The following is a 23,585-nucleotide window of genomic DNA, read 5'->3' as shown; positions in this document are numbered from 1 at the left end:
GACAGCTTTATATTCTCCGCTCAAACCATCAGGAGATCGCCCATGTTGCTAACCCATGCCCCGGTCCACAAACCCCAAGCGCAATCGGACTGGTGGAAGGGAGCGGTGATCTATCAGGTCTATCCGCGTTCGTTTCAGGATACGACCGGCGACGGTTACGGCGATCTTGCCGGGGTGACGAAACGCCTGCCCTATATCGCCTCGCTCGGTGTCGACGGCATCTGGCTCTCGCCCTTCTTCACCTCGCCCATGGCCGATATGGGGTATGACGTTTCCGATTATTGCAATGTCGATCCGATGTTCGGCACGCTTGCCGATTTCGACGCGCTGATGGCAGAGGCGCACCGGCTGGGGCTGAAGGTCATCATCGATCAGGTCATCTCGCACACGTCGGACCAGCATCCCTGGTTCGTGGACAGCCGGGCGAGCCGCACCAACAGCAAGGCCGACTGGTATGTCTGGGCCAATCCCAAGCCGGATGGCACGGCACCCACCAACTGGCTTTCCGTGTTCGGCGGCCCGGCCTGGGAATGGGACGGCGTGCGCAAGCAATATTACATGCACAGCTTCCTCGCCTCGCAGCCGGATCTCAATTTCCACAATCGCGAGGTTCAGGATGCGCTTCTCGAAACCGTGCGTTTCTGGCTGGATCGCGGCGTGGACGGTTTCCGGCTCGATACCGTCAACCATTATTTCCATGACAAGCTTTTGCGCGACAACCCGCCGCTTTTCGACGAGGAAAGTTTCGGTCTCGATGCCTCCGACGTCAATCCCTATGGCATGCAGGACCATCTCTACGACAAGACGCGGCCGGAAAACGTGGCCTTCCTGAAGCGTTTTCGCGCGCTGCTCGACGACTATGAGGGCCGCGCCACGGTGGGCGAGGTGGGAGACGGGGCGCGGTCGCTGAAGACGGTGGCGGCCTATACGTCCGGCAATGACAAGCTCAACATGTGCTACACTTTCGACCTGCTGGGGCCGGATTTCAGCGCGAAGCATCTGCGCGCCTCGGTCGAGACCTTCGGCAAGGTGGTGACGGATGGCTGGGTGTGCTGGGCCTTTTCCAACCACGATGTGGTGCGCCACCTCAGCCGTTTTTCCGAAAGTGCGGAGGAGCAGGTGCGGGTGGCGAAGCTTGCCATCTGCGTTCTCGCCAGCCTGCGGGGTTCCATATGTCTCTATCAGGGCGAGGAACTGGGTCTGACCGAGGCGGAACTTGCCTTCGAGGATCTGCGCGATCCCTACGGCATCCGCTTCTGGCCCGCCTTCAAGGGGCGGGACGGATGCCGCACGCCGATGGTGTGGGAAACCGGCAAGCTGAATGCCGGTTTTTCCAGCGCTGAAAAGCCGTGGCTGCCGGTGCCCTATGTTCATGCCATGCAGGCTGTGGATGCGCAGGAGCGCAAGCCGGACTCGGTTCTGAACCATTACCGCGCCGTCTTGTCGTTCCGAAAAGGTCACGGCGCGCTGCGCGATGGTGATATGCATTTTATCAAGACCAATCTCGATGTGCTGTCCTTCACGCGCCAGAAGGGCGATGAAAAACTGCTCTTCGTTTTCAACCTCACCCGCGAACCGGTGGAATTCCCGATACCGAAGGCCATGCGGGTCACCGATATACTGCCGATGCCGGGTTTCGCACCGCTATTCGATGCGGGGATCGTGAAGCTCGAGGGGCTGGATGTGTTTTGTGGGGTCGTTGCATGAGCGGGCAATTTGTCATCGAGACGGCTGGTGAAGCATCGCTCGGTGAGTGGTCCCTCCTGCGGCACCGCTTGTGGCCGGATGCTTCACCCGCCGAACACCGGGCGGAATTGCAGGACGTCTCCGACAATGAGGTTGGATTTATTGCCTATGATCCGGCGGGCATGGCCATCGGTTTCGCCGAAGCCAGCCTGCGGCATGATTATGTCAACGGATGCGACACCTCGCCCGTGGCGTTTCTCGAAGGCGTTTATGTGGAGGAGGCCTTTCGCAAACAGGGCGTTGCGGCTGCATTGATTGCCGAAGTAACCCGTTGGGCGACCAGCAAGGGTGTGAGCGAACTTGCTTCCGATGCCGATATTTCCAATGTCGATTCACACCGCATGCATGCGGCGCTGGGATTTGAGGAAACGCAGCGGGTGGTTTATTTTCGCAAGTCTCTGCCTTTGGGTTCATGACCTCCCGGCACTGTTCGGCCATGGAATAATATCAGACATTGCGGGTGCGTTCTGACGATCAAATGCGGCGCCATGATCGCGCCTTGGATGTTGAATAGTGCTATTTAAGTATTGGTGAATTTTATGATGTCTACAATTTGAATTAATTCACGATTAAAAATTACATATATTCTTACTAATAAATATTGCTCAGTAATTTTTTCATATTTACTTCGTTGTTGGCGAGCTTTGGACAAGCTTCCAGTATTAATCATTGAAACCTACAGATTTTTCGGTCTCCACCCATAAAGTGAAGCAGGGATTGTCATGTCCGTTTCAATCAAGAATTTCAATCAGTCCAATACCGCGAATTCCACCTCGCCACGCGCCAAAGCTAAGGCCACCCTTCCATCCATCCGAGAGGTCTTCCTTTCCGGACAATCGGCGGCCCGCGCATCAACACCGAAACCAGCCCCCAAAACCTCGTCAGCCGATTATATCGCATCGCCCGCCTTCATGCGGAATCTGAGGGCCAAGCTTTCCCTGGCGGGGGACGATCCGGCGCAATATCTGCGCGCCCGGTCGATAATGAGTGCTCTCGAGCGTGGGGCCTTGCAGGTTTCGAACCCCACCCAGGGCAAAACGATCAATGCGTGGGATCCGAACCAGAAAAACGCCAAGCCGACGACAGCCACCGACATTGCCAAGACCAACTGGGTGGATTTCCTCAACACGCAGCTGAAGCGCAGCGAAGACGGCGAGCTTTCCAAGGATGGAAGCGGCAGCTATGTCGACAAGGCGACGGGAAAACACGCCTATTTTGGCAGGGTCGCGGGCAAATATTACTACGTCACCTGGCCTTCGGAGACGAAAGCATGAGGCCGCTCTCGCGGCCTCAAAACGCGGATTGAGTGTTTTCCACTGCCTCCGGTCGGCAAACTACCGTCAGATCAGCGCAAACCGGTCCACATCCACCATGCCCATATCGGAAATCTTCAGATGCGGGATGACGGGCAGGGGCAGGAAGGCGACCTGCAGGAAGGGTTCCTCCAGCGTCGTGCCGAGCGCATAGGCTGCTTTTCTGAGCGTGTGCAGCGTATCGCGAACGGTCTCATAGGGTTCGAGGCTCATCAGCCCGGCGACGGGCAAAGCGATCTCGCCCGTCACCCTGCCGTCTTCCACCACCACGAAGCCGCCCTTGATTTCGCCGAGCCGGTTGGCGGCCAGCGCCATATCGTCTTCGCTCACGCCGACAACGCAGATATTGTGGCTGTCATGGCCGACGGTGGAGGCGATGGCGCCCTTTTTCAGGCCGAAGCCCTGAACGAAACCATTGGCATGGTTGCCGTTCTTGCCGTGGCGTTCGATGACGGCGACCTTGATGATGTCGTTCACGAGATCGACGGTGGTCTGGTTGCCATCCGTCGGCAGCCTGTAGCGGCGGTGCTCGGTAATGATCTTGCCGGGAAGTACGCCCATGACGGGGCTTTCGCCTTCCGTAACCGGCACGCCGAAATGGGAAGCGAGCACGGGTCTTGCCTTGACGCTGTCGAGGCCGACGGGTGCGACCGGTTTACGCGTGGCAAAAAGGGCGTCATCGACGATCCGGCCGCCGGAAAGCACCATGCTGGCCTTGCAGTTCTGCAGGCTGTCGACCACCACGAGATCGGCGCGCCAGCCCGGTGCGACAAGGCCGCGGTCGCGCAGGCCAAAGGCTTTTGCGGCGGAAATCGAGGCGGCGCGGTAGATGGCGAGCGGTTCCACACCGCTGGCGATCGCCGTGCGGATCATATAGTCGAGATGGCCCTGTTCGGCGATGTCGAGCGGGTTGCGGTCATCCGTGCAGAGGGCCAGATAGGGCGACAGGCGCTCGGTGATGATCGGCATCAGGGCGTGCAGGTCCTTCGAGACCGAGCCTTCACGCACCAGAATATGCATGCCCTTGCGGATTTTCTCCAGCGCCTCAGTCGCGCTCGTGCATTCATGTTCGGTGCGGATGCCGGCGGCGAGATAGCCGTTCAGCGCCGTGCCGGAGAGAAGCGGTGCATGCCCGTCGATATGCTGGCCCTGAAACGCCTCGAGCTTCGCCATGCACACCGGATCCTTGTGGATGACGCCCGGAAAATTCATGAATTCGGCAAGCCCGATGACCTTTGGATGATTGCGAAACGGCAACAGCTTTTCGATGGGCAGATCGGCGCCGGCGGTTTCCAGATGGGTGGCGGGCACGCAGGAGGAGAGCTGCACCCGGATGTCCATGATGGTTTCCATGGCGCTGTCGAGGAAGAACTGAAGTCCCTCCACGCCCAGAACATTGGCGATCTCATGCGGGTCGCAAATGGCGGTGGTAACGCCATAGGGCAAAACGCAGCGGTCGAATTCGTGCGGTGTCACCAGCGACGATTCGATATGGAGATGCGTATCGATGAAGCCCGGAACGACGATCTTTCCGGAAATGTCGATTTCCTGTCGCCCCTTATAGTTCTCGCAGGTGCCGACGATGGTGTCGCCACAGATGGCGATATCCGAAGCGACGAGTTCGCCGCTGACGAGGTCGAAGAAGCGTCCGCCCTTGAGAACCATATCCGCCGGTTCACGGCCCGTACCCTGATCGATGCGCGTTTCAAGTCTGGAATTCATGCGGGTCTCTTCGGCTCCTGATTTACGTCGTATGCGAGAATTTTCACTATTTACATTCTATGGTTGTTTCTTGGTCTATTCGGATTGATTCTTTGAGTTTTAAATATATCCAGAGTAAAAAATTTTCATATTTGTGTTATCTAATCTTTCGAGGTGCAAGTTTAGGCAGCGTTGGGAAGGCTTGACTTCACCTTTATAGTTTAGCCGGTTGCGTGCCGACATTTTTACGAATTACGGTTTCAGGTTATCATTCCCGGGAAGGAAAATAAAAGCATCTGATGCTCAAACGAATTTCCACCCAGCAACTGACGATTGGCATGTTTATCGAAGCGGTCGAAGGAACGCTTTCGAACCAGGGATTTTTAAAACGGCACCGCTTTCTTTTGCGGCACGAGGAATTAATGCGTCAATTGAAATCAAGCGGCGCCGAAAGCATCGTCATCAACACGGCCAAGGGATACGATACCGAAGGCAGCGCGCGTTCCGCGGCCGTTTCGCCGCAACCGGGCAATTGCCCGGAAACCGTCGCCGCCGTCACCCATGCCGTACGCTCGGCCGCCGATACGATTGCCGAGACCTTTGCTTCTGCAGAGGCCGGCGGCATTGTTTCGCTGAAGGGCATGGCTGCGGCGGCGGGCAAGATTTCCGATGCCGTGCAGTCGAACCCGGCGATTTTCATCGGGGTTACCCGCCTGAAATCGAAAGACGAAACGACCTTCGTGCACTCGGTCTCCGTCAGCGGGCTGATGATCCTCTTCGGTAATTATCTCGGGCTCGACAGGGGAACGGTCAATCTGCTCGGCATCAGCGGGTTGCTGCATGATATCGGCAAGGTGGAAATCCCCTCATCGATCCTCAACAAGGCGGAAGGGTTGAGCGCCAGCGAGCGGGAAATCATCAATCTCCATCCCGCATTCGGCCGGGATATATTGTCGCGCAACGCGCAGATGCCGGAGATGGTGCTCGATGTCTGCTTCAATCATCACGAGCGGATGGATGGCGGCGGTTATCCGAGCGGCCGTGCGGGCAGCCAGATCAGCCTCTATGCGCGTATCGCGGCGATTTGCGACGTCTATGACGCCATCACCTCGGTCAGGCCCTACAAGAAGCCGTGGACGGCGAATGACGCGCTGACCTGGATGCTGCGGCGGGAAGGGCATTTCGACATGCAGTTGCTGAAGAAATTCGCGCTGTGTATTTCCGCCTCGCTGCCGAGGGGTTAGTTGCCGAAGATGATCGCCATGTTCAGGCTGTCGATGTAACGCCCGTCGATCAGAACGGTGTCACGGCCCCGGCCTTCATGCACAAAACCGATCTTTTCATAAAGCGCGATTGCTCTCGTATTGTCCGCATGCACGCTCAGCTCCACGCGGTGCAGCCCGCATTGACGCGCGGCATCGAGCGTCTGCCGCATCAGCCGTCCGCCCAGCCCCTTGTCGCGATAGGCGGGCAGGATGCCCATGCCGAGCGTGCCGCGATGGGCATGGGTGGGTCTGCTCTCGCGGCGAATATCGCACCAGCCGACCACCTTGCCATCCGCAATCGCCACGAATTGCGGATGGTCGTTTTCGATCATGTCGAGAACGAAGGCGCGGACCGAATCGAGCGGCGGCGCCTCCAGGAAGCTCAGATATTTCCGCTCGCGCGACACCGCATCGAGAGCACGGTGAAAGCTCTCAACGTGCTCCGCCCGGATGGGTTCGATGCTGATGGCGTCGGCAGCGGCCATCATGCCGCCTTCGTCTTCGCCTTGCGGGTCAGATGCACCACGACGTTTTCGATCATGCGCATGCCGGCGTCCTGGCCGAGTGTCATGATCGATTCCGGGTGGAACTGAACGGCGGCCACCGGTTCCTTGGCGTGTTCGATGCCCATGATCGTGCCGTCCTCGCTTTCCGCCGTGATGATGAAATCACGCGGAAGGGTGGAGGGGTCGGCGAAGATCGAGTGGTAACGGCCGACGGTTACTTCCTTGCCGAGACCGGAGAAGACGAGACCCGGTTCCAGCACGCGGATGCGTGAGGGCTTGCCGTGCATCGGAACTGCAAGCTGGCGAAGCTCGCCGCCATAGGCTTCCGCCAGTGCCTGAAGGCCGAGGCAGACACCGAAGATCGGCAGTTCGCGGGCGCGGGCGGCCTTGATCGTCGCCTTGCAGTCGAAATCCGTCGGGCTGCCCGGTCCGGGAGAGAGCACGACGAGATCGGGCTGGAAGCGATCGAACACCTCTGCCGCAACCGGCGTTCTGACGGTGGAGACGGTCGCGCCCGTCTGGCGGAAATAATTCGCCAGCGTGTGCACGAAGCTGTCTTCATGGTCGACGAGCAGGATTTTCACACCGGTGCCCACCTTGGCGGCGTCGCGCTTGGTGGCGGCGGCGTTGGTGCCTTTGGCATCGCGAATGGCGGCGATCATGGCGGAGGCCTTCAGTTCGGTTTCGGCTTCTTCTTCCTGCGGATTGGAATCGTTGAGCAGCGTCGCACCCGCACGCACCTCGGCAATGCCATCCTTGATGCGGATGGTGCGCAGCGTGAGGCCCGTATTCATGTCGCCGTTGAAACCGACCATGCCGATTGCGCCGCCATACCAGGCGCGCGGGCTCTTTTCATGACCCTCGATGAAGCGCATGGCCCAGAGTTTCGGCGCACCGGTGACGGTGACGGCCCAGGCGTGGCTGAGGAAGCCGTCAAAGGCGTCCATGTCATCGCGCAGGCGGCCTTCAATGTGGTCCACCGTGTGGATGAGGCGCGAATACATCTCGATCTGGCGGCGGCCGATGACCTTTACCGAACCCGGCTCGCAGACGCGGCTCTTGTCGTTACGGTCCACATCCGAGCACATGGTGAGTTCGGATTCGTCCTTCTTCGAATTGAGCAGTTTCAGGATCTGCTCGCTATCGGCAATCGGATCGTCGCCGCGCTTGATGGTGCCGGAAATCGGGCAGGTCTCGATGCGGCGGCCGGAGACGCGCACGAACATTTCCGGCGAAGCGCCGACCAGATATTCCTGATGGCCGAGATTGATGAAGAAGGAATAGGGCGAGGGATTGATCGCCTTCAGGCGGCGGGAGATCGCCGACGGATTGCTTTCGCAACGCTCCATGAATTTCTGGCCGGGAACGACCTCGAACAGATCGCCGCGGCGGAAGCTTTCCTTGGCCTTGACCACCAGTTCGGAATATTCGCCGGGACGGTGATCGCCCTTGGGCGGGATCGTATCGGTGGTCTTGAAGGGATCGGGCGCGATGTCGGAGGACTTGCCGTCCGTCGTCACGCCGCCCTTTTCGAAATCGTAGCGGTCGATCCAGGCCTTGGCGGAATAGTGGTCGACGACTAAGATTTCGTCGGGCAGGAACAGCACCATGTCGCGCTGGTCTTCCGGGCGCGCCAGCGACAGCTTGATCGCGTCGAACTGGAAGGCGAGATCGTAACCGAAGGCGCCGAACAGGCCTATGGCCGAATCCGCATTCGAATAAAAGAGGTCGACGATGGCGCGCAGCGCCGTGAAGACGGTCGGGATTTTCGAACGTTCTTCTTCGGTGAAAACGCGGTCCGGTTCGTTGACGGTCAGATCGAGACGGCGCGTGGTGGACGCGCCAAGCGTGAGATCTGGCGTCGCCTTCAGCTTTTCGGTGATGAAGGAAAGCAGCACTTCGCCGCGGCCATTATAGGCCTCGATCCACATCTTGCGGCCGAAACAGGAAATGCCGAGCGGCGGATCGACGATGGCCGTATCCCAGCGGGTGTAACGGCCCGGATATTCATAGTTGGACGAAAAAACCGCGCCGCGATGGGAATCGAGCTTTTCGATATAATTATCGATGGCGCTGGTGTAATCGGCGGGCCGACGCTTTCGGCTGACCTTGATGCCGCCTTTCGTCTCGTAGGTTTCCGCGCCGTCATCCTGAATGATCGTTACCATTTCTTTCGTACTCGTTTTTTCGCATGTCGTTATCGCAAAACCGTCAAGCACTTTTGCGCGCATGCTTTCTGTTGTTCAAGCCCGATGACAGGCGGCAAAATAACAAAAAAGCCGCCTGAAAATTCGGGCGGCTTGGACTTTGTCTGAAGACATGACTGGTCAAGGCCGCGAAAAGCTGCCCCACCACCAGTTAGCAATGTTCTTAGACACGATGTTCATGGGAAAATTGTTAGCGTGCACGATCCGCCTTGGCAAGCGGATTTCGGTGAGGGAATGAACCTTACGGGCCGTCGCGGCGTTGCACTCCTGCCGAAACGGTCAGGAGTGCCCCGAAAAATGCTTCATCGCCTGTGTCTTCTGGTAACCACCCTCGCATTGATTTCCGCCTCTGAACCGCCGGCACAGGTGCCGGTGCCGCAACCGAAACCGGGCGAGGGGCAATCCGCCACCCCCGCGGAAAAGCCATCGGACGAGCCGCCGCAAAGCCCGACGGAAGCGCCGAAACCGGCCCCGAAACCGCAGGTCCCGGAAGAGGGGAAACCGGATGACGGCAAGACGCCGGCAGACAAGGGGTCCGATGACAGCAAGAAAGGCGTCGAAGGCAAGGCGGGGGAGGGCAAAGAGGAGGGCGAACAACGGAAACCGGACGTTGACGCCGCAAAACCGGAAGAGAAGCCGCCGGAACCGGTGAGGCCGGAAGACCCGGCCGCGCTTCAGGCATGCCTTGGCGCATTGAAGGAGATTGGCGCCGAGTTCAAGCAGCTTGAACCTATCCGCGATGCGGAGCAGGGCTGCGGCATCGAAGCGCCTGTCGAGCTTTCCGTGGTTCTGCCCGGCATCAAGCTGGAACCATCGGGCACCATGCGTTGCGAAACCGCGCTCGCGCTTTCCCGCTGGACAAAGGAGATGATGCTGCCGGCGGCGGCCCTTGCGCTGCCGGAAAAGAAGGTGACGGCCATCGCCAATGCCTCGACCTATATCTGCCGCAACCGCAACAGCGCGGAAAACGGCAAGATTTCCGAACATGCCAAGGGCAATGCCGTCGATATTTCCACGATCGCCTTCGATAAGGGCGAGCCGCTGGTAATGAAGCCGCGCGGTGAGGACGGAACGCCGGAAGGCGCTTTCCAGCGCACGATCACCGCCGCCGCCTGCCTGTTCTTCCGCACGGTTCTTTCGCCCGGCAGCGACGCCACTCATCAGGATCACCTGCATCTCGACGTGCTGGAGCGAAAAGGCGGCTATCTCTATTGCCGCTGATAAAAAAGGGGCGACCCGAAGGCCGCCCCGACTGGAGATGATGTTTCTGCCCGGTTTTAGAATTTCTGGGTCAGAGAGATTTTGAAGGTGCGTCCGGGTTCGGAATAGAAGGCGACCGGCTGGTTCGTCGAGGAGGTCGCGGTGGTGCTGATATCGCGAACGCCGACTGCATTCCAATAGGTCTTGTCGAAGACGTTGTAGATGCCCGCCTGAATGCGCAGGCCCTTGGTTTGTTCCGGCTCCCACCAGCCGGTGAGGTTGACGATACCGTATCCCGGTGCATCGAAGGTCTGATACGAGGAGCCGGTTATGCTTGTCGCCGTTCCATCTTCGCGCATGCCGGCGGAGATGATGGTCGACAGATCGACGCCCCATTGCTCCTGTTCGTAGCCGACGCCCAGAATGGACTTGAAAGGTGCGACGCTGCGGATGAATTCGCCGGTGTTCTTGTCCTTGCCATAGGCATAGGCAAGCGAGCCGTGCAGGAAGACGCCGTTGGCGAAGTCCTTGCGGGCCTTGGCTTCCACGCCGGAAATTTCGACTTCGGCGCGGTTGCGCCAGGTAATCAGCATGCCGGGCGTGCCGACGCCCGGTGTCGTCACCGCTGTCGTCGTGGTGCGATAGACGTCGATGAAGTTCTTGTACTGGTTATGGAACAGGGTAAGGCTGCCGGTCAGATCGTCGGCGGCGTAGTTCGCGCCGATTTCAAAACCGTTTCCGGTTTCCGGCTTCAGGTTGGGATTGCCGACATTGGCATATCCGCCGTTGGCATTGGTGAAGTTTATATAGGCTTCGTTGATGGTCGGCGGACGGTAGGCCATTGACCATTGGCCGAACAGTTCCACTTCCGGTGTCAGCTGATAGGTTGCCAGAAGCTTCGGCGAAATGCGGGAATCGCTCTGTCCGTCGGGGAAGGCAAACCGGGTGGAGCCGGTGTTGCGGCTGAAATCGCTGGTCTGCTTCGGATCGTAATCGTACCAGTCGAAACGCACACCGGGAGTCAGTGCAAAGCCGCTATCACCGAAACCGATCCGATCATCAATGTAAAGGCCGAGCCTTCTGCCGTCAACTTTCGGGATATCGGCCTGCGAGGCGGTGACGGGAATAGCGTTGATGAACTGTTCCGTATCGGAAAACTGCAGATTGCCTCCGAATCGGATCTGATGGTTGAAATTACCTGTCGTGAACTCAGACAACGTATCGCCCGCAAGGCCGAAAGAGCTTTCGTCCATCTCGTTGTGACGCTCGTAGCGGGTATTGTTCGACAGTGCGCCGAACGAGCCGGCATCCTTGATCAGCCGCTGCCAATAAAGGGTGAGATTGGCAGCATCGATCAGCGCGTCGGTGGACGGCGCCTCGTAGCTATAGTCGAGGGAGAGGCGTTCGCGGCGGGTGTCGTCGTAACCCCAATAATTGTCGCGAGCGTAGGTATTGGCGCCGCCGGCGCTGACACCGTGCAACGTTTTCAGGTTGGAATCGCTGTCGAGGTTGAAGCGCTCGGCGGTGAACCCGATGCGGTGTCCGCCTTCGAGGTCCTGGCGGATTTTGAACAGCAGATTGTACTGGTCGTAGTCGAGGGGATTGGCCTTGGTACGGTTCACGCCGATAATATCGGCCGTGCCCTGGCTGTCGCGCTCATGGCCCTTCCTGTAACCGCCCTGGAACAGGATGGAGGTGTTCTGGATTTTCTTGGCGACGGCGACGGAGCCGCCGAAGCTCTTGTCTTCGCTATCATATGTCAGCTTGGCAACGCCGCCCCAATCCTTGTCCGGTCCGATCAGGTCTTCCGGCTCAAGCGTGCGCAGCACCAGCGCGCCGCCGAGAGCGCCGGCCCCGATACGGCTCGAATCCGCGCCACGCACCACATCGACGGTGGAGAGGGACGAGAAATCATAGCTGTTGTTGGTGTCGCTTGTGCTGGTCGTTGCGGTGGTGCCGCGTGCATAGTTTTCGAAGAAGGGAACGGGGATATTGTCGATCAGCGTCGTGACGCGCGCACCGCCCAGACCGCGGATGAACAGGCCGCCCGGCTTGCCGGGCTTGGATTCGATGAAATCGACGCCCGGCTCGGTGGTATTGCCCAGATCGCGGACATTGTTGATCTCCTTCTTGCGGATGTCTTCCGCCGTGGTCTGGCTCGCCAGCGGCGTGTCGGCGGCGGCATTGGCGCTTTTGACGCGCTTGCCCTTGACGACGATCCTTTCAAGCGTGGTGGCGCCGTCCGCCTGCGACGCGGCATCCTGTGCCAGCGCGGGGCCGGCAAGCGGCAGAAGAGAGATGGCAGTGCACAGAAGCAGCGCGGAATGCGTGCGCGAAATGGACATTAAGTACCCCCAGGTAGGCGCGCGAATGGGCCACGGCGTGCGAAGGCACGCCGCGCTTGCCGCCGCGGCTGAAACTGTTTTGATTGTTACGGGCGAGCCGATAAGCGAGGACTAAAAAACATGACGATAACTGTCAACATATTATATATGACTTTTTACATCATGTTTTAAAGCATAACAGTATGTTGCAAAAATATGACGCTTATCCGCTCTCGAAACTCACTGGTGGATGGGGTGCGAAAACGCCACGGTACGGTCAAAGTCCCGACATTGCCGCTTGCTAGGATATTCGCAGCCAGTTTACATGGCGAAACAAACCATGCCCCAACAATAAACAGATTATTAATCGGATACGGAAATGAAGTCTCTTGAACTGCTCGTCGAGCGGATCATCCTCTCCAGCCGCTGGCTGCTCGTCGTTTTTTATCTCGGGCTCGTCGCGGCACTGGCGGTTTATGCGTTTTCCTTCGCGCTCAAGTTTCTGAAAGTTGCGAAGAACGTTTTCACCTACGACGAAGCGGACATGATCCTCGCCATGCTGGGTCTGATCGATGCGGCGCTGGTCGCCAGCCTGATCGTCATGGTGATGATCTCCGGTTACGAGAACTTCGTCAGCCGCTTCGACGAGTCGGATGCCGAGGTTTCGTTTCTGGGCAAGCTCGACTCGGGCAGCCTGAAAATCAAGGTCGCGTCGTCGATCGTGGCGATTTCATCGATCCACCTGCTGCAGATATTCCTCAACGCCAGCCAGTATACGGACAGCCAGCTGATGTGGTTCACCATCATTCATCTGGCTTTTGTCGTCTCGGCGGTCATGCTCGGTTTCCTCGAAAAACTGATGGCAAAGCCGAAGGACAAATCCGAAAAGCCGGTGCTTTGATCAGGATGGTCCAGCCGATATGAAGGTCGCAACCCCGTTCTGGCCATGCCGCATGTTTTACGCTCCGGGCGCTGCGTCCCGGCGTGTCGAGGGTGCGTGAATGGTGAAGACGGAGCGTCAGGCCAGACTTTGCGACGATCTGTCGGCTGCTGCCGACAAATCCCAATGGCTGGAGGCGCTGCGGGAAGTGATGCGCGCCTTCGGTTACGCCTATGTGACCCTTTTGCGGTTGCCCGGCGGACAGAATGCCTATGCCTTGCCAACGGTTGTCGAAAGCAGCCTGCCGATCTGGGTCGTGAATGCGATGACCAGGGACGGCGCGCTTGGGGACTGTCCCGTCATCAAGCGCGGCGCGTCGTCGATGATGCCGCAATATTGGTCGCTGCAGGATCCGGATATTGCCTGCGGACCGCTGGTGGATGCGGCGGCCTCGCTGAGCAGCATGGGCATTACGGCTGGTCTGATGGTGCCGGTGCACGGCATGTACGGCAACCGGCATCTGATGAATTTCGCAGGCGATCGCGATGTCCTGCCGCAAGCCTCGCTGAACGAGCTGAGCATGATCGTGCTGCATGCGCTGGAGGTTTATGACCGCCTTTGTCGCGCCAATTCCAGGGGTCCCTCGCCACTGACGAAACGGGAACTCGACGTCGTGCGCTGGACGGCGCAGGGAAAGACCTCCGTGGAGATCGCCGAGCTTCTCTCCATCTCGGAACATACCGTCAATGCCTATATGAACAACGCCATCCGCAAGCTCGACTGCGTCAACCGCACCCAGCTCGTGGCCAAGGCTATACGCCTTGGCCTGATAGACTGATCGAACCTGTCGTCCGGGGGAGGCCTCTGCCTTACCGGTCGAGAACCGAGCGAAGCTCGACGAGATTCGAGCGCACTCGCAAAACGTAAAATCCCATGGTGGCGAGGTGCGACGGCATGATCCAGCCGCTTTCCTCACCATTGGAAATGATCGCCGGCTGGATGCGCAGCGCCGCGCGGGTTTGCAACAGCGTGTCGTTCCACAGGTTTGTCAGGTTACGCTCGCGGATGACCTGCGCGAAGTCCGATCCTGCGGCGGAAAGCACGCCATAATAACCGTAGAGCTGGCCATAAGCGAACCAGAAGCGGTCATCGGCGCGGGTGTCGAACCAGCCGCCATTATAGTTTTCCGAACGCTCGCGAAGGATCGCCGAAGTCGAACCGATGTCGCCGGCGATACGATCGATGAACTGGATCAGGTTGTCGGCGCGGGTATCGAAGACCGCCTTGCAGGCCGTGAGTTCGCCGTTGAAGGCCTGGAAGCTGCGGATGGCGGCGCGGTAATAGCTGGGGGTCGGCGTCTTCGGGCCGAAGGGATCGAGACCGAAATACCAGGAATATTCGCTGAACTGCATGTTGCCGCGCGCTTCCTGGAGATTGTTATTGATGCCGGAGGTTCCGCGCACGCGGCCGAGCGTATCCACCAGTTCAACAGAGGTGCGGCGCACGGCCTGGTTTACACCGCGCTGGAACGAGGCCTTGTTGTCCAGAAACGGCGTGCTGTCCCAGTTCATGCCGAAGAGGCCGAGACGATAGAGCAGCATGGAGGAAATCCAGGCGTTCTGGTTGACGTTGAAATCGGTGAGATCGGCGGCTGCGTCGACGATGGCCGAACGCTGGCAGACCGGCGCCGATGTGTTTGCGGCGGCACCCGTTGCGCCACCCGCCGGGGCGGCGGCGGGCAATTCCTGCCCGGCAGGCACGGTGCGCTCTTCAAGCTTGTAGCGCGCGACGTAATCCGGGTCGAAATTCGTCCAGACCTGGGTTTGCCAGATGAAATATCCGTAAAAGCCGGCAAGAAGAATGACGATGAGGGCGATCGGACCCTTGATGAGCCAGTTGCGGCCGCTGTACCAGCCGTGGGCGGCCATGAAGGGCCACAAAAGCCAGGCGACGAGAAGACCGGCGGCCCTGCCGATGGCGCTGAAGGCTGCCTGAATCAAAGCGGTGATCCGGTCGATCATGTCGTCATAGTCTCCTCTGCCCGTGGGGCTGGACGCCGGAAGAAAAACACGCGGCCCGCCCGCGCCCTTCGGCGCTTCGTATAAACCGCGGTCATTTACTGTCTTCCAGATATGTCCCGGTCAACCGGGATACAACATGATTGCGAAACTTTTCTCAACCTGCGGTCCGCGCCGGCCGTTATGGCTTTCCACACCGATTGTGGAGCAATAGCCGCCGCGGAACCGAAGGGATATGCGCCTAGAGGCCGAGCTTGGCGATCTCGTCGTTCAGCCGGTCGCGTGCCTTTTTCGGCAGTTTGCCGTTCTTGACGGCGTCGAGATTGGCCGGCGCGGCATCGCCGACGACAACGAGCGCGATCATGCCCATGCCGAGATGCGGTGTGCATTTGACGACGTAGGCGCCTTCCTTCTCGACCGTCAACTTCACCGTCTCGTTCATTTTGCCCTTGAAGTCTGCGACACCCTCGGGGATCATGTCCTTCACGGCTGCCGCATCATGGCCCTTGTCGACCGGGACGAAGGTGATGACGTCGCCGACGGCGGCCTTGACGGTTGCGGGCTCGAAGACCATCGCCTGACCGTCGCTGCCCTTGTTGAGCATCTTCACTTCGATTTCGGCAGCAAGGACGGGAAAGGCGAAAAGACCTGCGAGAATGGCGAGGCCGGCGAATTTGGCAGTTCTGTTCTGCATAGTTTTGCTCCTGAGAGAAAGCACATCCACGCGAATGTGTCGCCGTCGTCTTAGCCCAGGAGCGGGGGAGCCATCTTTGCGGAAAATCAAATGCGGCAACCGGACGCAGATGTTCACTCGCCCTTGAACGTCTCCACCCAGTGGCGGCGGCAGAAGGAAACATATTTCTCGTTGCCGCCGACATCGATCTGCGCGCCTTCCGTCACGACCTTTCCTTCATTGTCGAAGCGGGCGACCATCGTCGCCTTGCGGCCGCAATGGCAGATGGTGCGGATTTCGCGAAGCTCGTCGGCAATGGCGAGCAGTTCTTTCGAGGCGGGGAAAAGCTTTCCCTGAAAATCCGTGCGCAGGCCATAGGTCATGACCGGGATGTTCAGCCTGTCGACAATGTCGGCAAGCTGCCAGACATGGTGTTCGGAGAGAAAGTTGGCTTCATCGATGAAAACGCAGGCGACCGGCGCTTCGGCTGTGAGGGCCGATACCTCGGCGAACAGGTTGGTATTGTCATCGAAGGTCAGGGCGTCGGAGGAGAGGCCGATGCGCGAGGCGACACGGCCGACGCCGGCCCGGTCGTCAAAGGCAGCCGTGAAGATCAGTGTGCGCATGCCGCGCTCCTGATAATTATAGGATGCCTGCAGCAGCATGGTCGATTTGCCGGCGTTCATCGTCGAATAATTGAAATAGAGTTTTGCCATTATCCACTCCCGGAGCGCCCTTGCGTCCTTCGGACGCTTCTCAACAATGCTCCAACCTGTTGAATCGGCACATCGCGACTCACAGAGCCGATTGTCGTTTATGCCGATGCTGCAGCCAGCGTCTTTTGACGGCGAAGAAGCGGATTGAAAAGTGCCGCAGTGGGAAAAACACAGATTTCCGCAACCGGACTGTTTGTCGCATTCGGGCGTTGAAAGCCGGTGATTTTCACGATTTTGTCGCAAACGGTGCGCCAAAGCACGCAAATGCGCGCGAGTTGATTGTGTCCGGCAGATATTGATAATGGCAAGGGAACGAAAAAACAGGGAGCAAGCCATATGTTTGCAAATAGAAGCCGCTGTCTGGCCTTGGCCGCAGCAATCTCCTCCATGACGTTCAGTGCGGCCGGTGCTGCGGAACCGGCAAGCTGTGGCACAGTGCGCTTTTCCGATGTGGGCTGGACCGACATCACCGCCACGACGGCCACCGCCACCGTGCTTCTGAAAAGCCTTGGCTATGAAACCGACGTCAAGCTTCTCTCCGTACCCGTTACCTACACATCCCTGAAAAACAAGGACATCGACGTCTTCCTCGGCAACTGGATGCCGACCATGGAAGGCGATATTGCGCCTTATCGCGAAGACAAGTCTGTCGAGACGCTTCGGGAAAACCTGACCGGCGCCAAATACACGCTGGCGACCAACGCCAAGGGCGCCGAACTCGGCATCAAGGATTTCAAGGACATCGCCGCCCACAGTGCTGATCTTGGCGGCAAGATCTATGGCATCGAACCCGGCAATGACGGCAACCGCCTGATTCTCGACATGGTGACCAAGGACAGTTTCGGACTGAAATCATTCGAGGTGGTCGAATCGTCCGAGCAGGGCATGCTCTCCCAGGTGGCCCGCGCGGAAAAATCCGGCGAGCCGATCGTCTTTCTCGGCTGGGAACCGCATCCGATGAATGCGAATTTCAAGCTGACCTATCTGACCGGCGGCGACGAGGTCTTCGGCCCCAACCTCGGCGGCGCGACGATCCATACCAATGTCCGCAAGGGTTACGTCGAGGAATGCCCGAATGTCGGCGCTTTCCTCAAGAACCTGCAATTTTCCCTGCCCATGGAAAACGAGATCATGGGCAAGATCCTGAATGACGGCCTTGAGGGCGAGGCGGCTGCAACCGCCTGGCTGAAGGCCAACCCGGCGGCGATCGAACCCTGGCTCGCCAACGTCAAGACCAAGGACGGTAGCGCCGACGCCCTGCCTGCCGCCAAGAAGGCTCTCGGCCTCTAAGCCGCAAGACGATGCATGACTGCATCCGGCCTGCGCGGCAGGCCGGATCAGCGGGAAATAACGATGCCCATGCATGACCTTGCCTGTGAATTTTCAGACATTGAGGGTCATGCGCCAGCACCGCGTCCGGCAGTTCCGCTGCCGGCCGTCATTTCTGCATTGGAGCAATCCCGGTGAAACGGGATGACGATGCTCTATTTCTTTGTTGTCTGCGCAATTCCGGACGCAAAACCGCTCTGCACTTTTGCCGGAATTGTTTTAGTTCACGAAAGGTCTTTTCTTACCGTGGAATGGCTCAGCGCTCCTGAAAACCGCCTGCCCGTCGGCCGATATGCCAAGGAGGCCATTGACTGGCTGACCGGCAATCTCGCTTTTTTCTTCGATTGGCTTTCCTTCATTTTCCAAAGCGTCATCAACGCCCTGCTTTATGTGCTGCAGGCGCCGCATCCGCTCATCATCGTGGCGATCCTGACGGCGCTTTCCGCCTGGACGCGCCGCTCCGTCGGCATGCCGGTCTTCACCGCGCTCGGCCTGCTGCTTATCATCAATCTGGGCTACTGGAAGGCGACGACAGAAACGCTGGCGCTCGTCATCGCCGCCAGCGCCGTCTGCATGATCATCGGCATACCGCTCGGCATATTGGCGGCGCGGCGCAAATGGATTTATGCCGGCATGCGCCCGGTGCTGGACCTGATGCAGACCATCCCCACCTTCGTTTATCTCATCCCGGCGCTGGTGCTGTTCGGTCTCGGCATGGTTCCGGGGCTCATCGCCACCGTCATCTTCGCCATTCCGGCTCCCGTGCGGCTCACCCGCCTCGGCATCGTTTCGACGCCGCCGGCGCTGGTGGAGGCGGCCGTCGCCTTTGGCGCGACGCCGTCGCAGGTTCTGCGCAAGGTGGAGCTTCCCTTCGCCGCGCCGCAGATCATGGCCGGCCTTACCCAGACGATCATGCTGTCGCTGTCGATGGTGGTCATTTCCGCCCTCGTCGGCGCCAATGGTCTCGGCGTACCCGTGGTGCGCGCCCTGAACACCGTCAACATCGCTATGGGCTTCGAAGCGGGACTGTGCATCGTCATACTGGCGATCGTTCTCGACCGACTTTTCCGCCTTCCCGGCGCGGAGGATGATCTATGAGTGACGCCATCATCTTTGGAAATGTCGATATCGTTTTCGGCGACCGGCCCGATGCGGCGCTGCCGCTGATCGACAAGGGCAGCACGCGTGACGAGATCAATGCCGAAACCGGACTGGTTCTCGGCGTCGCCAATGCCTCGCTCTCGGTCAGCGAGGGCGAGATACTCGTGCTCATGGGGCTTTCCGGTTCGGGCAAGTCGACCCTGCTCAGGGCCGTCAACGGGCTTGCGCCCGTGGTGCGCGGCAATGTCGGCGTGAAGACCAAGTCAGGCTATGTCGATCCCTATCGCTCGACGGCGAAAGCGCTGCGCGACCTGCGCATGCACACGGTCTCCATGGTCTTCCAGCAATTCGGCCTTCTGCCCTGGCGCAATGTGGCCGACAATGTCGGCTTCGGGCTTGAGCTTTCCGGCGTGCCGGAAGCCGAGCGCAAGCGCATGGTGGCCGAGCAGCTGGAACTGGTCAATCTCTCCGCCTGGGCCGACCGCAAGGTGGGAGAGCTTTCCGGCGGCATGCAGCAGCGTGTGGGGCTGGCGAGAGCCTTTGCCACGGGCGCGCCGATCCTGTTGATGGACGAGCCGTTCTCGGCGCTCGACCCTCTTATCAGAAGCCGCCTGCAGGACGAGCTTCTGGAATTCCAGAGCCGGCTGAAGAAAACGATTCTCTTCGTCAGCCACGATCTGGACGAGGCCTTCCGCATCGGCAACCGGATCGCCATGATGGAGGGCGGACGCATCATCCAGTGCGGAACGCCGCAGCAGATCGTCAAGCAGCCGGCCACGCCCTATGTCGCGGATTTCGTGCAGAACATGAACCCGATCTCCATGCTGACCGCCGCCGATGTGATGAAGCGTGGGGTGGACGAACGCAACGGGCAGATGACAGTCGCCGCCACCGCCCGCCCGTCATCGCCGCTGATCGATATTCTCGATGCGCTGTCAAAACACTCCGGCGCGATCGGCGTTGTCGACAACGGTGCGATCGTCGGCACGATTTCCGCCGATGAAGTCGTGGCGGGTCTGACGCGTCACCGCAAAAAATAGTGATTCGCCTGTCTGAAAAAGAAAGGGCCTTCCATGGAGGGCCCTTTTTCTGTTTCCAGATGATCTTCGCGGCGCAAGTTATACCTTCCCACGGTAGCAAAGAATATTTTTGATATCACAAGTTATGCATGAAAATAATTACTAATAAAAATCATATTGCAAACTTAGAGAAAATTGCGCAAAGTTAATCTAGATTCTTTAGCTCGCTGCTAAATTTAAGGTGGTAATAGATTGCAGCCTCAAAATCCGGCATTGGGTAACAAGATTTCGGCGCTCAATTTTTGATCGTTTATTGCTTATAAATACTGCCGCTAATACATGTGTTTATCATCAAATTGACAAAAAACAGGCAAAAAGCTGATAATTTGGTCACAATATTTTAAGTAAATAACCGGTGAAGAATAGTCTTTGAAAGGGACACGATATAAGCAAGATTTAGGTATATACAACGTATCGACTGAATTATAAAAACACCTTTTGGAACACCTATAATAGCCACCATGACCGTCTTTTTCGACTGTCATCAGGAGACTTGAGCGTATGGATAACCAATCTCTGTCGGAACATAGCATCGCCGCTGCAGACTTGCTCTCAGCCATGGCGAATCCCAAGCGCCTGATGATCTTGTGCACGCTGGTGGATACGGAAGTGCCGGTTGGTGTTCTCGCTTCACAGGTTGGTCTCAGCCAGTCCGCTCTCTCGCAGCATCTTTCGAAATTGCGTGCCCAGCGGCTGGTGAAGACACGACGGGATGCGCAGACCATCTACTATTCCAGCAATTCCGAATCCGTGAAAAAGATCCTCGCCTCCCTCGAGGAAATTTACTGCCAGGCGCAGAAGAGCAGCAAGACCGCTGCGTGATCCCACGGCCCTGTTAAGGCCCGGCAGCATCACTCGATTGAAACCGGCGCACGACGCCGGTTTTTCTTTTCAGCGGCCTTCCTGCGGGTGCATCCGGCACAGGAATCGGGGGCTGCGTATTGGCACGGTTTTCAGGCCGGCGCGGCAACCTGCATCTGCTGTTTGAGACGGCTTGCCGCAGCCGCATATCCGCCGTCGGCACCATCCACGAAATGCATATGGTCTCTCGAAAGCGGAGAGGGGACGATACAGGTCATCAATGCCGCATCCTGTTCGTGCAGGCCGTAATAACAGCTTCCCGAGAGGCGGCCCTGTTCCAGCCGCGCGCGGATTTTTTCGAGCCGTGCGGCGTCGATATCCACCGTCATCTTCAGGCCGTCATCGAATTTCCTGAAATCCGTATTGCTCGCGACCGAACGCCGGTAGCGTATCGCATTGAACGGTCCGAACGAGAGCCCCGTCACGCTCAAGAGATTGACGAGCAGGGATTCGCCGAGAATGCGAAACGAGCGGCGCATCTTGCCCCAGACATCGTGATAGGCAGCGCCGGCCCGGGCTTCGAGGCCGAGACCCTCGCGCACGAAACCGAGTTTCGGCCCGTCCTCCGGCACGGGGTGGCCGTGTCTCGCGTCCTGTTCGGCCAGATCGACAAGATCGACGACCAGTTGGCGAAATGCCGGCATGTCCCGCGACGGCCCCGGCACGGCGATGATCGACACCACCTTGCCATGGGTGGCCGGAATGGGGTTCCAGCGGCATGAAAGACCGGTGAGATCGGGGCGCTCGCCCGTTTCGGCTGCGGGCAGGGCATATTGCCCCTCCTTCATCCGCGCTTCCGCCCAACTGTTGCCGCCGCCCGAAAACATGGCGTAGGAAACATCCTCGCTCGCCTGAAAGCGTGCGACACGAATATCGAAGCCATTTTCACGAATATCCTCGACGGGAACCAGCGCCACGCGCATGGCAAGATCGAGATCGTCCTTCACCCAGCGCTGCACATTCGAAAGCGCGGTGCGTGCGACAGACAGCCCCTGTGGTGGCACCGCGACGGCGGCGCCATCGCCGCCGAAAACGAAGGGTAGGTCGTGACGGCCGAGACTGTTCGATACGCCCGATATGACCGCCGCACCGGCCATGTTGACGGCCTTGTAGCGACCGGTGCCGATTGCCGAGGTCGAATCAACGATATCGGCGATGGCCAGCCCCCATCCCGGCGGCAGGGCGCGATAAAGCGCCGGGTCGGCCACGTCTTCAAAATGCCGGAAGACGGGCAGGCCCGTCAGAAATTCTTCATCTGCTGCGATCATGGCGTATTATCCTCCAGCGGCGGCCAAACGCCAAGCGTTTACGGAAGGTCGATGCGTCCATTCAGGCGGCGCAATCACGGCCGATCCGGCGATTGATTTACCGCGAATAGAGCTAATCCAGCAAAGTGACTTGCATAAATCATCAAACCTTCCGTATGAGTTGAGTGGAAGGCTCGGAATTCAAAAATGGAACGAGTTTTCGCCGGGAGGCGTCCGATAGTTTCATTCGGTCGGCGCCCATGGCGCTCACCGGGTCCCGCGACCCCCTTTAAGGAGACACCAGGATGAAACTGAAGACATTGACCAGCGTGACGCTTGCAGCGTCCTTCGCATTCGCACCCCTTGCTCATGCCGAAATCGTCATCGGCCTGATTGCGCCGCTCACCGGTCCTGTCGCCGCCTATGGCGACCAGGTGAAGAACGGCGCCCAGACGGCAGTCAATGAAATCAACAAGAAGGGCGGCATCCTCGGCGAACAGGTCGTGCTGAAGCTTGCCGATGACGGCGGTGAGCCGAAGCAGGGCGTTTCCGCGGCCAACCAGCTGGTTGCCGAAGGCATCCACTTCGTCGTCGGTCCGGTGACGTCCGGCGTCGCCATTCCGGCATCGGATGTCTTTGCCGAAAACGGCGTGCTGATGGTGACGCCGACGGCGACCGCGCCGGGCCTGACCAACCGTGGCCTTTCCAACGTCTTCCGCACCTGCGGTCGTGACGACCAGCAGGCCGAGGTTGCAGCGAAATATGTTCTCGCCAACCTCAAGGACAAGAAGGTCGCCATCATTCACGACAAGGGCGCCTACGGCAAAGGTCTGGCGGACGCCTTCAAGGCCACGCTGAATGCCGGCGGCGTTACCGAAGTTCTCTACGATGCGCTGACGCCCGGCGAAAAGGATCTCGGCGCGCTGACGGCCCGTCTGAAGTCCGACAATGCCGACATCGTCTATTTCGGCGGTTACCATCCGGAAGCGGGTCTTCTGGTGCGCCAGCTGAAGGATATCGGCTCCAAGGCTGCCGTCATCGGCGGTGACGGCCTGTCGAACAGCGAGTTCTGGAACATCGGTTCGCAGGCTGGCGAAGGCACGATCTTCACCAATGCTTCGGACGCGCTGAAGAACGACGATTCCAAGGCCGCTGCCGAAGCGCTGAAGGCCGCCAACATTCCGGCGGAAGCCTTCACGCTCAATGCTTACGCTGCCGTCGAAGTGCTGAAGGCCGGCATCGAGAAGGCCGGAAGCGCCAAGGATTCCGAAGCGGTCGCCACGGCCTTGAAAAGCGGTGACGCTTTCCCGACCGCAATCGGCAAGGTGACCTATGGCGAAAACGGCGACCTGACCTCGCAGGCCTTCTCGCTGTTCAAGTGGCAGGACGGCAAGATCGTCGCAGCCGAATAAGCTGATC

Annotated in this window: 21 protein-coding genes; 12 read left to right on the top strand and 9 right to left on the bottom strand. The window is 58.9% G+C overall.

Annotated features, from left to right (window positions below; all coding sequences use genetic code 11):
• Positions 1-42 precede the first annotated feature (42 nt).
• The 3 genes from L904_RS19200 to L904_RS19190 all read left to right on the top strand — a co-directional run bounded on the left by L904_RS19200 (position 43) and on the right by L904_RS19190 (position 3,020).
• Entirely contained in the window at positions 43-1,707 is a 1,665-nt protein-coding gene (locus L904_RS19200) for an alpha-glucosidase family protein (protein WP_059762622.1), read from the top strand.
• Positions 1,704-2,162, top strand: coding sequence for an aminoglycoside 6'-N-acetyltransferase (gene aac(6'), locus L904_RS19195; RefSeq protein WP_035262476.1), 459 nt, complete (start codon positions 1,704-1,706; stop codon positions 2,160-2,162). Before L904_RS19200 ends, aac(6') begins: the two co-directional genes overlap by 4 nt.
• 306 nt (positions 2,163-2,468) lie before the next feature.
• Complete coding sequence (locus L904_RS19190; protein ID WP_035262479.1) at positions 2,469-3,020, top strand: hypothetical protein; 552 nt, start codon at positions 2,469-2,471, stop codon at positions 3,018-3,020.
• Positions 3,021-3,086: 66 nt separating this feature from the next.
• Here the strand turns inward: L904_RS19190 and ade are convergent, their stop codons facing one another.
• Complete coding sequence (ade, locus tag L904_RS19185; protein ID WP_035262480.1) at positions 3,087-4,781, bottom strand: adenine deaminase; 1,695 nt, start codon at positions 4,779-4,781, stop codon at positions 3,087-3,089.
• A gap of 278 nt (positions 4,782-5,059) precedes the next feature.
• Here ade and L904_RS19180 point away from each other — a divergent pair, with 278 nt between their 5' ends.
• Complete coding sequence (locus L904_RS19180) at positions 5,060-6,004, top strand: HD-GYP domain-containing protein (protein ID WP_035262482.1); 945 nt, start codon at positions 5,060-5,062, stop codon at positions 6,002-6,004.
• Here the strand turns inward: L904_RS19180 and L904_RS19175 are convergent.
• Entirely contained in the window at positions 6,001-6,513 is a 513-nt protein-coding gene (locus tag L904_RS19175; protein WP_035262484.1) for a GNAT family N-acetyltransferase, read from the bottom strand. The genes L904_RS19180 and L904_RS19175 overlap by 4 nt on opposite strands.
• Positions 6,510-8,699, bottom strand: coding sequence for an anthranilate synthase (locus L904_RS19170; RefSeq protein ID WP_035262485.1), 2,190 nt, complete (start codon positions 8,697-8,699; stop codon positions 6,510-6,512). Before L904_RS19170 ends, L904_RS19175 begins: the two co-directional genes overlap by 4 nt.
• 336 nt (positions 8,700-9,035) lie before the next feature.
• Here L904_RS19170 and L904_RS19165 point away from each other — a divergent pair, with 336 nt between their 5' ends.
• Complete coding sequence (locus tag L904_RS19165) at positions 9,036-9,959, top strand: extensin family protein (RefSeq protein WP_035262487.1); 924 nt, start codon at positions 9,036-9,038, stop codon at positions 9,957-9,959.
• A gap of 56 nt (positions 9,960-10,015) precedes the next feature.
• Here L904_RS19165 and L904_RS19160 read toward each other — a convergent pair whose 3' ends face one another.
• The gene (locus tag L904_RS19160) at positions 10,016-12,283 is read right to left on the bottom strand and encodes a TonB-dependent hemoglobin/transferrin/lactoferrin family receptor (RefSeq protein ID WP_035262489.1); all 2,268 of its coding nucleotides are present in this window, start codon (positions 12,281-12,283) and stop codon (positions 10,016-10,018) included.
• A 358-nt stretch (positions 12,284-12,641) separates the two neighbouring features.
• Here L904_RS19160 and L904_RS19155 point away from each other — a divergent pair, with 358 nt between their 5' ends.
• Entirely contained in the window at positions 12,642-13,163 is a 522-nt protein-coding gene (locus L904_RS19155; protein WP_051671881.1) for a TIGR00645 family protein, read from the top strand.
• A 100-nt stretch (positions 13,164-13,263) separates the two neighbouring features.
• A complete protein-coding gene (locus L904_RS19150) occupies positions 13,264-13,980 on the top strand; it encodes a LuxR C-terminal-related transcriptional regulator (protein ID WP_035262491.1) in 717 nt (238 codons plus the stop codon).
• A gap of 31 nt (positions 13,981-14,011) precedes the next feature.
• On the opposite strand, the gene L904_RS19145 is transcribed toward L904_RS19150, so the two are convergent.
• The 4 genes from L904_RS19145 to L904_RS28200 all read right to left on the bottom strand — a co-directional run bounded on the left by L904_RS19145 (position 14,012) and on the right by L904_RS28200 (position 16,938).
• Complete coding sequence (locus L904_RS19145; protein ID WP_035262494.1) at positions 14,012-15,163, bottom strand: DUF2333 family protein; 1,152 nt, start codon at positions 15,161-15,163, stop codon at positions 14,012-14,014.
• Between the two features lie 238 nt (positions 15,164-15,401).
• Complete coding sequence (locus L904_RS19140; RefSeq protein WP_020812128.1) at positions 15,402-15,854, bottom strand: pseudoazurin; 453 nt, start codon at positions 15,852-15,854, stop codon at positions 15,402-15,404.
• 113 nt (positions 15,855-15,967) lie between these two features.
• Positions 15,968-16,549 carry a thymidine kinase gene (locus L904_RS19135; protein WP_020812127.1) on the bottom strand — a complete coding sequence of 194 codons (582 nt, stop codon included), beginning with the start codon at positions 16,547-16,549 and terminating at the stop codon, positions 15,968-15,970.
• Positions 16,550-16,647: 98 nt separating this feature from the next.
• A complete protein-coding gene (locus L904_RS28200; RefSeq protein WP_174056934.1) occupies positions 16,648-16,938 on the bottom strand; it encodes a hypothetical protein in 291 nt (96 codons plus the stop codon).
• Here L904_RS28200 and L904_RS19130 point away from each other — a divergent pair.
• From L904_RS19130 to L904_RS19115, 4 genes are all read left to right on the top strand, one after another.
• Positions 16,937-17,839 (top strand): choline ABC transporter substrate-binding protein, encoded by a 903-nt coding sequence (locus L904_RS19130; protein ID WP_371259437.1) that lies wholly within the window; start codon positions 16,937-16,939, stop codon positions 17,837-17,839. The genes L904_RS28200 and L904_RS19130 overlap by 2 nt on opposite strands.
• Positions 17,840-18,124: 285 nt before the next feature.
• Entirely contained in the window at positions 18,125-18,976 is an 852-nt protein-coding gene (choW, locus tag L904_RS19125) for a choline ABC transporter permease subunit (protein WP_059754593.1), read from the top strand.
• Positions 18,973-20,019, top strand: a complete 1,047-nt coding sequence (gene choV / locus L904_RS19120) for a choline ABC transporter ATP-binding protein (protein ID WP_035260963.1) — start codon at positions 18,973-18,975, stop codon at positions 20,017-20,019. The genes choW and choV overlap by 4 nt, the downstream gene beginning before the upstream one ends.
• Before the next feature lie 540 nt (positions 20,020-20,559).
• A complete protein-coding gene (locus L904_RS19115) occupies positions 20,560-20,880 on the top strand; it encodes a helix-turn-helix transcriptional regulator (protein WP_003524068.1) in 321 nt (106 codons plus the stop codon).
• Positions 20,881-21,011: 131 nt separating this feature from the next.
• Here the strand turns inward: L904_RS19115 and L904_RS19110 are convergent, their stop codons facing one another.
• On the bottom strand, positions 21,012-22,187 hold the full coding sequence (locus tag L904_RS19110) for a DUF3095 domain-containing protein (RefSeq protein WP_020812250.1): 1,176 nt from the start codon (positions 22,185-22,187) through the stop codon (positions 21,012-21,014).
• A gap of 284 nt (positions 22,188-22,471) precedes the next feature.
• Here L904_RS19110 and L904_RS19105 point away from each other — a divergent pair, with 284 nt between their 5' ends.
• Positions 22,472-23,578, top strand: a complete 1,107-nt coding sequence (locus tag L904_RS19105; RefSeq protein WP_035260961.1) for a branched-chain amino acid ABC transporter substrate-binding protein — start codon at positions 22,472-22,474, stop codon at positions 23,576-23,578.
• Positions 23,579-23,585: the final 7 nt, after the last annotated feature.

Source organism: Agrobacterium sp. LY4 (assembly GCF_001526585.1).
Lineage (GTDB): Bacteria > Pseudomonadota > Alphaproteobacteria > Rhizobiales > Rhizobiaceae > Agrobacterium > Agrobacterium leguminum.
This window is presented reverse-complemented; position numbering and strand designations above follow the sequence as displayed.